This is a genomic window from Paenibacillus sp. MAH-35 (assembly GCF_058135425.1).
Window position 1 is genome coordinate 147,566 of sequence record NZ_JBYUPU010000008.1, and the last position, 13,706, is coordinate 161,271.

At 60.3% G+C, this 13,706-nt stretch carries 8 protein-coding genes; 4 read left to right on the top strand and 4 right to left on the bottom strand.

Features of this window, described 5'->3' with window-relative positions:
* Positions 1-48 precede the first annotated feature (48 nt).
* Positions 49-1,644 (top strand): FAD-dependent oxidoreductase, encoded by a 1,596-nt coding sequence (locus AC3Y2E_RS11185; RefSeq protein ID WP_379210143.1) that lies wholly within the window; start codon positions 49-51, stop codon positions 1,642-1,644.
* A 155-nt stretch (positions 1,645-1,799) separates the two neighbouring features.
* On the top strand, positions 1,800-4,712 hold the full coding sequence (locus AC3Y2E_RS11190; RefSeq protein ID WP_379210145.1) for a TIM-barrel domain-containing protein: 2,913 nt from the start codon (positions 1,800-1,802) through the stop codon (positions 4,710-4,712).
* Here AC3Y2E_RS11190 and AC3Y2E_RS11195 read toward each other — a convergent pair.
* Genes AC3Y2E_RS11195 through AC3Y2E_RS11205 form a run of 3 tightly spaced genes read right to left on the bottom strand, consistent with a single transcriptional unit; the run spans position 4,687 to position 10,500 of the window.
* Positions 4,687-8,460, bottom strand: coding sequence for a heparinase II/III domain-containing protein (locus tag AC3Y2E_RS11195; RefSeq protein ID WP_379210147.1), 3,774 nt, complete (start codon positions 8,458-8,460; stop codon positions 4,687-4,689). The genes AC3Y2E_RS11190 and AC3Y2E_RS11195 overlap by 26 nt on opposite strands.
* A gap of 19 nt (positions 8,461-8,479) precedes the next feature.
* Positions 8,480-9,496 (bottom strand): Gfo/Idh/MocA family protein, encoded by a 1,017-nt coding sequence (locus AC3Y2E_RS11200; RefSeq protein WP_379210149.1) that lies wholly within the window; start codon positions 9,494-9,496, stop codon positions 8,480-8,482.
* On the bottom strand, positions 9,493-10,500 hold the full coding sequence (locus AC3Y2E_RS11205) for a Gfo/Idh/MocA family protein (protein WP_379210152.1): 1,008 nt from the start codon (positions 10,498-10,500) through the stop codon (positions 9,493-9,495). The genes AC3Y2E_RS11200 and AC3Y2E_RS11205 overlap by 4 nt, the downstream gene beginning before the upstream one ends.
* 270 nt (positions 10,501-10,770) lie before the next feature.
* On the opposite strand from AC3Y2E_RS11205, the gene AC3Y2E_RS11210 reads away from it, so the two are divergent.
* Together AC3Y2E_RS11210 and AC3Y2E_RS11215 are read left to right on the top strand one after the other, a co-directional pair.
* Entirely contained in the window at positions 10,771-11,739 is a 969-nt protein-coding gene (locus AC3Y2E_RS11210; protein ID WP_379210154.1) for a LysR family transcriptional regulator, read from the top strand.
* Positions 11,736-12,515: an MBL fold metallo-hydrolase gene (locus AC3Y2E_RS11215; RefSeq protein ID WP_379210157.1), complete on the top strand. Its 780-nt coding sequence runs from the start codon at positions 11,736-11,738 to the stop codon at positions 12,513-12,515. Before AC3Y2E_RS11210 ends, AC3Y2E_RS11215 begins: the two co-directional genes overlap by 4 nt.
* 62 nt (positions 12,516-12,577) lie before the next feature.
* Here AC3Y2E_RS11215 and AC3Y2E_RS11220 read toward each other — a convergent pair whose 3' ends face one another.
* Positions 12,578-13,009 (bottom strand): methylglyoxal synthase, encoded by a 432-nt coding sequence (locus AC3Y2E_RS11220; RefSeq protein WP_190925040.1) that lies wholly within the window; start codon positions 13,007-13,009, stop codon positions 12,578-12,580.
* Positions 13,010-13,706: the final 697 nt, after the last annotated feature.

The window sequence follows — 13,706 nt, forward strand, 5'->3', positions numbered from 1 at the left end:
CAAGCTACCATGAATAAGAATTCACTAACCATCCTGGAGGTATGTAAGATGATACATGAAATGAAAGCGGACATCGTCATTATCGGGGGGAGCCTGGGCGGCTGCGCCGCCGCGCTCGCCGCAGCAAGACTCGGCAAAACCGTCGTGATGACCGAAGAAACGGAATGGATCGGAGGACAACTGACCAGCCAGGCGGTTCCTCCCGACGAGCACCACTGGATTGAGACGTTCGGATGTACGGCCAGCTACCGGCGGTTCCGCAACGGAGTGCGCAATTATTACCGGCAGCACGTTCCGCTTAGTCTAGAGGCGGCGGCGCTCCCCCATTTCAATCCAGGCAACGCCAAAGTGAGCCGGATCAGCCACGATCCGCGCGTCGCCCTCGCCGTATTGCTGGAAATGCTAGCTCCGTACACGCTTTCCGGCCGGGTAGTCGTCCTGACCCGCTGCCGCCCCGAATCGGCCGAGACGGATGGGGACCGTGTTCGTTCGGTCACGGTGCGGCATAGCCTGACGGACAGCCGGACGGTGTTGTTCGCGCCTTATTTTCTGGACGCGACCGACTGCGGGGATCTGCTGCCGCTTACCGGTACGGAGTATGTCACCGGAGCGGAGTCCCAGTCGGAGACGAACGAAAGACATGCGCTGGTAGGACCGGCCAATCCGCAAGACATGCAGGCCATTACGCACTGCTTCGTCGTCGATTATCTCGAAGGCGAGACACATACGATCGACAAGCCGAACGATTACGCCTTCTGGCGTTCGTACCGTCCCGACTTTTGGCCCGATCAGTTTCTCAGCCTCTCGGGCGTCCGGCCGTCCACGCTCGAACCGGTCCGCTACGATCTGTTCCCGGGCAAGCAAGGGCTGACGTTCTGGGAAGGGTTCTCGCTCGTCTCTTACCGGCGTCTGGCAGACAAAACCCTTTTCGCTGACGGCACGTTTGCGGGCGATGTGACGGTCGTCAATTGGCCGCAGAACGATTACTTTCTCGGCTCGATCATCGATGTCGACGAAGCGGAAAAAGCCCGCAATCTGCAGCGGGCCAAGGAACTCAGCCTGTCCTTGCTTTACTGGCTGCAGTCGGAGGCTCCGCGTCCGGACGGCGGCTGCGGTTACCCCGGATTCCGGCTGCGCAGGGACGTATTCGGCACCGAGGACGGGATGGCCCTGTATCCGTATATTCGCGAGTCGCGCCGGATCAAGGCGGAATTTACGCTGCTGGAGCAACACGTCAACCCGCTGGACCGTCCGGACGGCCGCTCGGAGACGTTCGCCGATTCCGTCGGAATCGGACACTACGGGATCGACCTTCATCCTAGCACGGGCAACCGGCACTATATCCACCTGTCTGCCCTGCCGTTCCAAATTCCACTGGGCAGCCTGATTCCGGTCCGGATGAACAATTTGCTGCCTGCTTGCAAAAATATCGGGACGACGCATGTTACGAACGGCTGCTACCGGCTGCATCCGGTGGAATGGAATATCGGCGAAGCCGCCGGCGCTTTGGCCGCCTTCTGCCTCGACCGCGGCGAAAGCCCGCGTGCCGTGCGGAATAACGCAGCGCTCCTGGAAGAGTTCCAGCACGCCCTGCAATCGCAAGGAGTCGAGCTCGCCTGGCCGGAGCCTGCCGTCTCCCGCTGATCGCCCGGGGCCGGTGCTTCCGGCCGCCAAACAGACTGACCGGCAGCGATGCCGTGTAAGGCTCCCCTCCCTGCACGGCTCCGGATTATGCTAAAATGTAGAAAACTAGAAGCAGGGCCGATCCGTCTTGACCCGGCTCATCCGAGGGGGCATCCATGTTGAGCATCGCTGCAACTTCCGTAACCGTCCATACCCCGGACGGCTTGTATATCCGCATCGAACCGGTCGCTTCGCATACGTTTCATATCCGAGCTAGCCGAACGGGAACGTTCGGGGAGCCCGCTCCGCTGTCCCGGCTCGGCATCGTCGCGCCTCCCGCCTCGCCGGCTCTCCGGGAGACGGAGGAAGCCGGCGAGGAGCTGCGCGTCGTTACGGAGACGGCGGCTCTCCGAATCAACCGCCTTAGCGGAGAGATGTCGCTTTCCGGCATCGACGGAAAGCCGCTGGCCCGGTTCACCCGGCCTCCGCTCGTCGGCGGACAAGCCTCCGGTCCGGACGGCGTCCGGGACCGATTCGAGGTCCAGTTCGCGCTGGCCGAAGAGGAACGGCTGTACGGTCTGGGCGACCATTACGAGACGCCGCTTATGAAGAGAGGATATCGCGTCGACATCCGTCTGCTCGGGCGGGTGCACGCTCCCGTTCCGCTGCTTCTGTCAAGCGAAGGGTGGGCGCTCTTGATGGACACGGACCGGGAGCACAACTTCGATGTCGGCTGCTCCGAACCGGATCGTATGAGCGTGTGCGGCAGCGGCGCAGAGCTGGCGTTTTACTGGATCGCAGGTGGCAATCTGGCCGAACTGCTGGAGAAATACACCCTCTTAACCGGCCCCTCCGCGCTGCTGCCCATCTGGGCTTACGGTCTGACCTTCAACTGCAACCAGCAGGCGACGGCGCGCGATATGATCGAGGACGCCCTGAAGTTCCGGCGGGAAAGCATTCCGTGCGATATGATCGGACTGGAGCCGACCTGGATGGACCGCAGCTTCGACTATGACGCCCCCGTGAACTGGCACCCTGACCGGTTTTACATTCCGCAATGGATGCCGGAAGGCGCGCATACGTTCATGGGCGTTTTGCGCACGATGGGGTTCAAGCTTACGCTCGGCCTTTATTTGCGCGACCAGGACGGTCCCGCAGCGCATCGCAATGCCGATTTGCAGTGGTACGACTATTTGAAGCCGTTCGTCGCCCAAGGGGTGCAGGGCTTCAATCTGTGCACCCGGCGTCCGGTGCAGGAGCAAGTGGATGCGGCCGATTCCCCGGACGGTGCCGGCCCGGACCGGTCCATCCTGCCCCAATCGACCGTACTCGGACGCGTCATCCAGGAAGGCTTCACCGCCCAGACCGGGCGGCGGCCTTTGATCTGCACGCCTGTCGGGTATACCGGCATTCAGAAATATGCCGCAATCTGGTCGGGGGGACGGCCGAAGCCTCATTTATCCGTGCTCAGCCTCGGCTTGTCAGGCATTCCGCATATGGCCGCCGATATGAACCTGCACACCGCCGCTGGCATACACTGCGGCTTCTTCCAGCCTTGGTCGAAAGTGAACAGCTGGGCGTACTGGAGACATCCGCTCCTGCTCGATTCGGCCCTGCTGCGCCTGTTCAAAATGTACGCCAAGCTGCGCTACCGGCTGCTGCCTTACATTTATTCCGCCGCCCACGTCGCCGTACGCACAGGACTTCCGATCGCCAGGGCGATGCCGCTGGCATATCCCGACGACCCTCAGGCCGTCGTCCTGGACAATCAATACATGTTCGGGGACGACTTCCTGGTGGCGGTGTTTACCGAGCAGGTTTATTTGCCCGCAGGGGAATGGATCGATTACTGGAGCGGCAAAACGTATTCCGGCCCGGCCGAGATCGCATATCGCATTCCCGAACAGGCGGGCGGTCCTCTCTTCGTGCGGGCGGGAGCAATCGTGCCGATGTGGCCGGACGTGCAATACGCGGGACAGCAACCGGCCGAACGGCTGGAATTGCACCTGTATCCGGGGGGAAGCCGCGAATATGCGTTCAACGAGGATGACGGGACGACGTTCGGCTATAGGAGCGGAGAATGGGCGACGACCCGCATCGCCTGTCAAGAGGACAGACGAGGATTCAGCGTCGAGATCGCCGCTCCCGCCGGTTCTTATACCGGCATGCCGGAGAACCGGACATGGGACATCGTCATTCACTGCAACGATAAGCCGGCGGCTGTCAAAGTCGACGGCGAGGATTGGCGAGAGAGCGCAGGCTGGGCAGGCTCCCGCAAAGACCCGCCCCCGTCCTCCTGGTCGTATCACCGAAAAACCGGTACGATCCGGCTGATCGTGCAAGTGGACGCCGGGCGGTTGGCTCCGGCCCGGATCGAGGTGAACCGGTCCGGCAAAGCCGATGTACGGCAAGCCTCTGTCCGGTCGCAGCCGCCGCAACCGAACGGCACTAAGCGTACGGCGGGCGAGCTGGAAAAAGATATCGAGGTCGGGCTGGAGACGGGCAATGCAGCCAAGGCGTTGTCCGCCCTGGAGGATTGGTGGAACATCCGGATAGCCAGGTCGGACGCCGCGGAAGACGTGCGCGAGCATTGGCTGGCCATGAACGGCTTGTTCGTCAGGGCGGCGGAACGCAAAGGGCGGACTCTCCACGAGATCGCGGAGGAAGATCCGCACTTCGGCTCCAGCCGCCAACCGCCGGACAACGCGAAAGAAGCTTACGCTTCACTGGCGCAAGCGGTCTCGCTCATTATCGAATCCAACAGCCGGCAGCCCGGCAAAACGAATGAAATCGTCCGCCAGGCTACGGATATTATCCGAGGCGAGCTGGACCGCGAGCTTTCCTTGCACGCGGTCGCAGACCGCCTCCATCTCAATTCCTCGTACCTGAGCCGGAGATTCAAGCGGGAAATCGGGCTGTCCTTCTCCGACTACGTGCTGGAGAAAAAAATGGAGCTCGCAAAGGAGCTCCTCCTGGCCGGCTCGACGGTCAGTGCCGCCGCGGAACAGACCGGCTTCAAGGACACAAGCTACTTTATCCGCGTGTTCCGCAAATATTGGGGCGTCAGACCAGGGGAAATGAAGCCGTAACCGCGTTGTCGATATGGAACATATGCGGGCCGGTCCACGCCGTCTGAGGAAAACAGGTCATACGCGACGCCCTTCCCGCTTCGGAACTTTGACCGGAGGCGGCGTCCGTATAGGCAAATCCGGGGTCCCCGTCGAGTTCGATCCGGGTTTGTCCCGTTATCCCGCAGCGGCAGATCGAGGCAATCGGATATACCGAAGTGGCCGAATCGGGATGCGTGACCACGATGTACGGACCCGTAACGTCCGGCGGAATCGCCGTCCGGGTAATCAGCACATGTCTCCCGCCCTCCCAGTCGGGCTGAAGCACGTCCGCGATCGTGCCGGACACCGGTCCGGAACCGCTCAGCGTCCGGCCCGGCGCAGCAAGCCGCGTCCCCCCGATCAGAGCCATATGCCGGATGGTTCCGTTCACCATACGGATAATGCCTGCTTTGCCTTCCAGTTCCCATTCCCCCGTCCGCAAAGGCTCGCCGCTGTAGCGCGGCGCGCTCATCACAATATCGGTAACGTCCCCGTACGTTACGGCCACTACAGCCCGCTGCGAAGCCTCATCGGACAACAGCACGTCCACCTGTCCGATCCGGGGCGCGCTGCCGGCTGCGAACGGCTCCATCACATGGATGAACTGGCTGTTCAGCTCTTCTCCGCCTGCACGTTCCCTGCGCACGATCCATTTGGGCAGCTCGTGCCGGACTGCTTCGCTGTTGCGGTCCCCGGCCAGCCCGTTCAGCCGGGTCGATCGGAGCGAAGGCGCGCGTCCAAGAAACACCCGGTTGTTCCCCGGTCCGGCATAACCGTGCACCCGCATGCCGGACTGTTGTCCGTCAGCGCCGCTCGTCGTCATTTCCATCACATAAGCGCCGTCCGGCAGCTCCGCTGTCCGGACATCTTTTACATACGTATAAGCGTAATACTGATTGTCGCTCGTCCCCCCGGTATCGGTTTCCTGCTTCGGCAGGATGATATCCGGATGTCCCTCGATCAGATGAGGCCCATATTCCGCCAGCGCCAGGTTGGCGCTCATGACCGCATCCCGGTTCGCATCCCCGTTTAACGCGTATTCGTGACGCGTCCCGCCGCAGACGCGAAACAGATCGAGCACATACCCTTCGGCGCCCGCAGCGTCTTCGAATCCTACAAACCACAGCTCCCGCGCATACACGGACACTTCTTCATAAGCGTGCTCCTGCCTGGCGCGAACGGTCTGTACGTCCAGCGGCCCGGCCAGCCGGGAGAACAGCTCGAGATTGCCCCCGCCCCGGGCGCGGCCGCTGACCGACGCGTCCCGGCCGTTTACGGTTACCGTATTGTGGCCCAGCGTCGACAACGTCCACTGCCGGTAAAACGTGTGCGTATACCCGAGATCCGGCAAAAGCTCCTGCCCCTCCGCATACAGCGACAGCTGCAGCGGATCTTTGTGATCGTGCCCGTTGTACGGGGAAAAGGTCAAATACAGCTGGGCCTGGTCAAGACCGGCTCCCCGCGTCAGTTTGACGATTCCCGCAGCCGGCATAAATAGCGATTCCGTACACAACGGCTGCTCCGCTTTCTGGGACGCCCACGTATCGTTGACGGGCACACAGGTACCGTCCGGATACGCAAGCAAGCCGGGCACGCGGATCATTCGCCCGAACAGCGGCAGCACGGCTTCCGGGTCGAACGAATCGAAGCGCCGTCCGTCGCGCGGAGAGACGTATCCCGGTGGATCGCTCCAGCCCTGAAGATGCCGGATCGTTTGCCGGATGCCGTTAATCGTCTGCAGATGATAGGAAAGCGTAATTTCTTTCCAGAACCCGTCCGGCAAGAAGGAGCATTCCGCAAACTTCACCATCCGCTCGACCGCTTCATGCACATACTGCGGCTCGCCGAGCGCCTTGCCCAGCAGGATTAGGCCGATCCAGTTCGGATAATCGACGTTGTGCTGCAGCACCGGATACGTCAGCGCCGATTCCAGCGACGGGCGGAGCATGCCGTTGATGATCGCGCTGCGGACATCTTCCCCGGCTTCCCCGCTCAGCACCTCGAACGCATCCGTCCGCTCGACCTCCAGAAACGCTTCGAGCAGCGGCAGCAAGCCGTGCAGATCCATCAGACTCCAGCGGTCCCACATGCCGCCGAAATACGGGTACGGCGGACCTGCGCGCCCGTCGATCGGATGCTGCACCCAGACCGAGTCGTTCATGCGCACCCATCCTTCGTACCGGCGCGCGAACCGGTACAGCAGCCTCGCCGCGCCCAGCGGGTCCTCCGATGCGAGGCGGGCCGTCTCGCGAACGGCATGCTTGCGCTGAAAATGCCACAAGTGGGCGGACAAAAAATAGCGTCTTCCTTCGCCGTCCTCGTAATACGGATAATCGACGGATTCCCCGCGCTTGTTCCGCACGGTCAGCGCCTTCGACTCCGGATACCGGTCGCTCGGATACGCCATGCCGTCATCATCCACGGAACGGATCGACCAGGGCGACTCGGGACTCCACGTAAAATTGGTGGAACGGAAGCCGAGCAGCGGACGATGCGGCACCCCGGAGCCGAAAAATCCGATGCGTTCCGGAATCAGCTGCTCCAGAAACAGCACTTCGCCGGAAGGGGGCGCATACGGTACCGCCATCCGCCCGGCCCGGCCTTGTGCCAAAGGCCGGACGGCCCGTTCTCCCGCTGCGATCAGATCGCACCGGTCGAACATCAGCAAGGCGAATGGCGCAGCGCTCCCGTCGCTTTTTTCCGCCGGCAGCCGGATCTGGTACAGGCCGTCAGCCAGCGGTTCGGGATGGACGAAGTCGAGCTTGCATTCCGCACCTTGCCGGTGTACGGCTGTCGCCTCAACCGGCGTTTCCCTGCCGAGCGGGTCGACCCAGACGATGGTCGTCGTCCGTGCAGCGGGACTCTCCAGCGAACCGTTATCATGCAACACGAGCGTTTTGCGCGTAAAGCTCCGAACCTCCAAAGAGGCGGATAGGCCGGCGGACGGCTCTGCCGCCGCCTCCGCCGTTGACATCACAGCCCCGGTAGGAGGACGATCGACAAAAACGGAACCGAGCCGGCCTTCGTTCGCAACGAACACGTGCAGGCGGAATATCCGTTGTTTCAGAGGCCGATGAATATCGTCCATCAGGACCGTGCCGGTCCGAATCGGAATCCAGGAGCATAACGGCTCGGAAGCGTCCGGACCGCAGTAGCGGATGATGTTGAATCTCCATTCCGCGCCGGATTGTACGTCCTGCGATCCGAGCGCGTTCAGCGGAATGGAGATCTCCGCACTCCAGCTTCCGTCCGTCCGGTTCGATACCGCTTGCCTGACGCCGTGTCCGCTCCCAAGCTCGATGAATTGCTGCCGCCTGTCCGTGAGATCAGCTCCCGTCCAGTTGTTGTAGCCCATCACGAACGGATGCGAGCCTCGCCTCACAACGACAGGAACCGAGTAAAATACGTCGAGATCCGAAGGCGTGCCGAACACGAGGAATACGCTTTCCGCTTCGGGAACCGCCGCCGGGTATGGGGCGCTCTCAAGCGCTGCGTATAGATGGCGGTCATCGTACAGCAGCTTGGCACGCATGTCCCTTCCGGCAAGTTCGTTATGAAACATCGTCACAAATCCGCTCAACGCCGGTGCCTGCTCCCATTCCCGCTCCTCCAGCTCCCCGTCGATTTGCGGAGCCGAATCCGCTTTCGCCATAACCGCCCATCTATCCGTATATAACCGGACCGCCGGTTCCGCGGCGTTTTCGCTTGCCGTTCCCAATCGACCCACTCCGATCCCTCCCGCACCATTAGTCCCCGTTAGAGGGAATTGCGACGATTCTCCGCTCGGCTGCCGACAGATAAGCGGCTTCCATCAGCTGCGTCAGCGCCAGCCCGTGCCCGATCGGAATCGCCGTCGGCTTGTCATACAAAACGTATTCGACCCATTGGTCGAGCGGCGCCGGCATACCCGCAGGCAGCCTCTCCGGCTTGATCCAGCCCGGACAAGGACCGGCCGGCAGAAGCGAACTCCGAATCTCCGCTTCCTTGCCGATCAGGAGGCACCCCTCCGTGCCGTATATTTCCACCAGAGCGGGGGAATGCCGGCTCGCAAACCCTGCTTCCACAACCGCCATGCAGCCGTCCCGGTATTGCATCGTAACGACGGCGTTGTCCTCCACTTCCCTGCCGGTCACATAGCCGAACTGGGCGGATACCGATTCGGGCATCCCGAGAAAATGATAAACCAGCACCATCGGATGTGCGCCGAGATCGATCAGCGCCCCGCCTCCGCTGGATTCCCGGTCGACAAAATGCGGAGGCAGCCAGCCTTCCGGAGCACCTTCCCGCGGCAGCAGCCCGTCGTGGGCTAGACGCATCCGAACGTACGTAATCCGTCCGAGCAGCTCCTGCTCCAGCACCTGCTTGGCGTACAGCGTCTTCTCATCGCCAAGCTTCGGCAGCGAGACGGTCAGCTTTATGCCCCTCCGCTCCGCAGCGGCAATGATCCGGTCCGCTTCCTCGGTTCGCAGAGCCAGCACTTTCTCGGTGAAGATGTGTTTCCCGGCTTCGGCCGCAGCGATGATCACTTCCGGATGTTTAGTGGTCGAAGCGTTTACAATAACCGCATCCACTTCCTCGCTTGCAAGAACCTCATCCAAATCGCTGTAATAAGGCACGTTCAGCTGTTCGGCGAACCGGCTGCCGCGGGCGGCGTCCTCGTCCCAGACCGCGATGATGGAGCAATCGGTCCTCTCCGACAATTTTTTGGCGTAACCCGGCGCATGTACGTGCCAGAAGCTGAGTATGGCGATCCGAAGCTTCATGACGACACCTTCCTTTCCAGATCGGTTCGATCGGCCGGACCCGGCTGGTACCCCGCCGCCTCATAGATCGCTTCGGTAAACTTCACGACTTTCAGCGCGTACTCGCCGGATACCATCACTTCGCGCCGGCCGAGTATCGCATCGATAAAGCTGCTATCGGGATCGGTCTCGGCTTCGGGAAGCTGGGGCAGGACCGGATCTTCCCCGTACCGGTGCAGCGTAATGACGCCGTTGTCATAAAAGATGCCGCCCGACTCGCCGATAAAGGCATAGGTTTCCTTCAGCTTCTGCAGCGGCGCGTATCCGATAATAGTCATCGTTCCGATGACGCCCTGATCGTAGCGGATGCTGGTCAGCGTATCGACTTCCACCGGAGACCCGTAACACTCCAACTGAACCGTCACCGACTGCGGCGTCAAATTCGTCGTCCACAGCAGGACATCGATAATATGGCTGCCGGAATCCATCAGCATACCGCCCCCGGACAGCGCGGGATTTTGCCTCCATGTCCCTTCCTGGGACTTCTTCCAATTTTGGTACAACGCCGCCTGTACGCTCGTCAGCTTGCCGATCGTTCCGTCCTGAATGGCTGAACGGATATACAGAAACGGCGGCAGAAAATGACGCTGAAACGATACTTGTAATACTTTGCCGCACGATTCCGACAAAGCGATCAACCGTTCCGCTTCCGCCGAGCTGCAAGTCATCGGCTTCTCGACCAGCACGTGCTTGCCTGCCGATAGCGAGTCCCGGATATGCCCGTAATGCAACGTATGCGGCGAACAAATGACGACCGCATCCAGCTCCGTGTCGTTCAACATGTCCGTGTGGCTGTCGAACTCCTGCACTTGATCCAGCCCGAACTTTTCCTTGAGAAAAGCCCGGCTCCCCGCCCCCGGGTCGGCCAGCGCCACAATCCGCACCTCCTCCAACCGGGACATTCTCAGAACATGACTGTGAGCGATGTTGCCGCAGCCGATTATTCCAACTCGTATAGGACTCATGCCCAATCCCCCTCTTTGCCGATGATGATGTTGATTATACAGAGCGGGTTGGAGCGCGGACAATGCAATCTGATGCCCTCCGGCTGCACTTTCATTACCTCATGCGGCACGTTGCGCTGCGGAAGATATCAAATTACTACAAAGCGGGACGGACCGGGCGGCATGATCGGCAAAATGGACAGTACCCCCGTTTCCTGACGGAAGATTTGAACGGGGGCTCTTGTATGGTATACAGTATAAGTATGGAAATGTTGCGAAGGGGGAAGCCGCATGGAATTCAGGCAGTTGCAGTACGCCATTCAAATCGCCGCAGAGAAAAACTTTTCGCGGGCCGCCGAAAAGCTGCACATCGCCCAACCTTCGCTTAGCCAGCAGCTGTCCAAGCTGGAGAAGGAGCTCGGAGTGCTGCTGTTTCACCGGAACACCAACTCGGTCGAGCTGACGCATGCCGGAGCGGTATTCGTGGATAAAGCGCAGAAAATTGTCGATATGGTCGGGGAAATCCGGCAGGAAATGGATGACATCTCCCAGCTTCGCAAAGGGAAGCTGATTATCGGGAGCATGCCGATAACCGGCGCTCATATGCTGCCCCATATTCTCCCCGTGTTCCAGGAACGGTACCCGGATATCGAAATCGCCCTCGTCGAGGAAACGTCGGCGAACTTGACGCAGCTTACTTCGGAAGGCAAAACCGACTTCAGCCTGCTGGCGCTTCCTCTTCAGGAGCAGTCTCTGGAGTATGAGGTGCTGATCGACGAGGAGCTGCGGCTGGCGGTGCCGCGGAACCATCCCGCCCTCTCCGGCCCGTCCGCCGACGGGACGGTCGATTTGGCTTCCTTTGCCGGCGAGCCGTTTATTTTGCTGAAGAAAGGACAGGGCTTGTACCAGACGGCGATCGATTTATGTCTGGCTGCCGGTTTTACGCCCCGTATCGCCTTCGAGAGCAGCAACATTGAGACTGTGCAATCGCTTGTAGCTGCAGGCATGGGCGTCGCTTTCATCCCCGCGATGGTCGAGCGGGGCAAGTGGAGCGAGATGGCGCCCGCCTATTTGACCGTTAGCGGGAGGCCGGCCCGGACGCTCGTCATCGCGCGGCGCAAAGGCCGCTACATGTCCAAGGCGGCTCAGGCGTTCATCGGCACGATGCACGAGCTGGTCGGCCAATCCGCAAGCCGGCGCTCCGGCGCGCCAAGCGGCAAGCCGGGTGCGGACCCGCTGCAGGAAGGAACGGAAGCATGACGGAACATTTAACCTTTCTGGGGACGGGAGATTCGATGGGCGTGCCGCGTTCCTACTGCGATTGTGGAATCTGCTCGGAAGCGCGGTCGACGGGTCATAACCGGAGGTTCCGCTCTTCGGTGATGATCCATACGGACGAGGGAGATCTGCTGCTGGACTGCGGGCCGGACTGGCCGGCGCAGATGGAGCTGCTGGGCAAACGGCTGCTCGAACACGTCCTGATCACGCACCCGCATCACGACCATATCGCGGGCTTGCCCGAATGGCTGGACGCCTGCCGGTGGACCGGAAGCCGCGGAACCGTCTATGCGCCCGAGTCCGCATTCGGGACGATCCGAAGCCAGTACCCTTGGCTGGAGCGGCGGCTTACCTACGTTCCCAACGACCGGGGCATGCATTTCGGCGGGTGGTTCATTGTTCCGTGGGAAGTGTGTCACGGCCAGAACGGCACTTCGTACGCGTACCGCTTCGAAAAAACCGGCTACGCCTGGGCTTATTGCTCCGATGCGATCCGGCTGACCGAACAACAAAAAAAGCCGCTTCACGGCTTGAACATGCTTGTGCTCGGCACCAATTTCTACAAAGAGACGGCCGATCCGGCCACGCGCTCCGTTTACGATATGACCGAAGCGGTCGAACTGTTGCGGGAAGTGAAGCCGCAGGCCGTTTATTTTACGCATATGTCTCACGGGGTCGATATCGATGCCGCCTATCCGCTGCCTCCGAAAGTCACACTGGCCCGGCTCGGCATGAGGGTCGATCTGGGACATCGGTAGACGCCCGCCGCTCTCCTCGGGACTGCGGACATCCCGGGGAGTTGTCTGGACCGCTGCCGCCGTTACCCTTCCGTTCCGCTTCTGCGTTCAAGCCGGTACCGGTGTACGATATTTCTCCAGGCCAGGTCGTGCCTCTCGAGCGATTTCACTAACAGCTCGGCGGTTGCGATATTCGTCGCCACCGGCACGCATTGAACGTCGCACAGTCGCAAGAGCGCGGTGACATCAGGCTCGTGCGCCAATGCGACAAGCGGGTCGCGAAGGAAGATGACCGCGTCGATCTCATTTTGCGCGACCAACGCTCCGATCTGCTGATCGCCGCCAAGCGGCCCCGCCTTTAATTTGTACACGTGAAGCTTGGCTTCCTCGGCAATTTTCTGCCCGGTCGAACCGGTTGCGAACAACGAGTGCTGGGAGAAAATTTTCTCATACGCGATCACCAGGTTCACCAATTCTTCCTTCTTCACATCGTGCGCGATTAAAGCGATATTCATACAACCCTCTCCTCCCGATTCCTGAATTTGTAAGTTAATATGACGTATAAGGTGCTGATAGTTGAATCTTACATCAGTTTTTTTGTGAATTCAATACTTTATGTCATATAAGTTAACATTAATTTGGATTATTTTTAGTTAAAACGCTTTCATGTAACTTTAACTTACACATTGAGGGGCCGAACGTGCAAGAACGTCTGAACAATCGTTTGACGTGCAACTCTATACCTGTCACCAGAGGGAACGAACGTTAGCTATCGCTTTTCCCCTTTTATCGTTCTTAGGATGAGTTTTTCCAGCGCGGGAAAGCTTCAAATCCGGTTGCCTGCTGCAGCTTTTTATGGGAACAGGCCGGGTTTGGCTGCGCTGACACCGCCATGGGCTGCTCACGAGAGCTTTCCCGACCCCGCGGGCTCCGAGCGGCGCTGTTTCGCTCCATGAAGGCTGTCGGTCGGCCATAATAAGAGTTTCTGACACCCTCTATTTTCGGCCTTTTCGAAAAGCCGGGGCGAATAAAGGCGGTTCGCACCCCTTATTTCCACCAACTGGCAGGGGCCGCACCCTTTTCGCCGATTTTAGCAGCTGCAAACCACCCTTAATCCGCTTCCGCTCCCCCTACGCTGAATGTCAAACCTGCTTTCACGCAAAAAAAAGAACTGCCCTTGACAGGCAGTCCCCTTCTATCGCAACAAACCTA

Excerpts from the sequence above, each read along its gene's own strand:
- AC3Y2E_RS11185 (WP_379210143.1), top strand. The coding sequence starts at position 49 with ATGATACATGAAATGAAAGCGGACATCGTCATTATCGGGGGGAGCCTG.
- AC3Y2E_RS11190 (WP_379210145.1), top strand. The coding sequence starts at position 1,800 with ATGTTGAGCATCGCTGCAACTTCCGTAACCGTCCATACCCCGGACGGC.
- AC3Y2E_RS11200 (WP_379210149.1), bottom strand. The coding sequence starts at position 9,496 with ATGAAGCTTCGGATCGCCATACTCAGCTTCTGGCACGTACATGCGCCG.
- AC3Y2E_RS11205 (WP_379210152.1), bottom strand. The coding sequence starts at position 10,500 with ATGAGTCCTATACGAGTTGGAATAATCGGCTGCGGCAACATCGCTCAC.
- AC3Y2E_RS11210 (WP_379210154.1), top strand. The coding sequence starts at position 10,771 with ATGGAATTCAGGCAGTTGCAGTACGCCATTCAAATCGCCGCAGAGAAA.
- AC3Y2E_RS11215 (WP_379210157.1), top strand. The coding sequence starts at position 11,736 with ATGACGGAACATTTAACCTTTCTGGGGACGGGAGATTCGATGGGCGTG.
- AC3Y2E_RS11220 (WP_190925040.1), bottom strand. The coding sequence starts at position 13,009 with ATGAATATCGCTTTAATCGCGCACGATGTGAAGAAGGAAGAATTGGTG.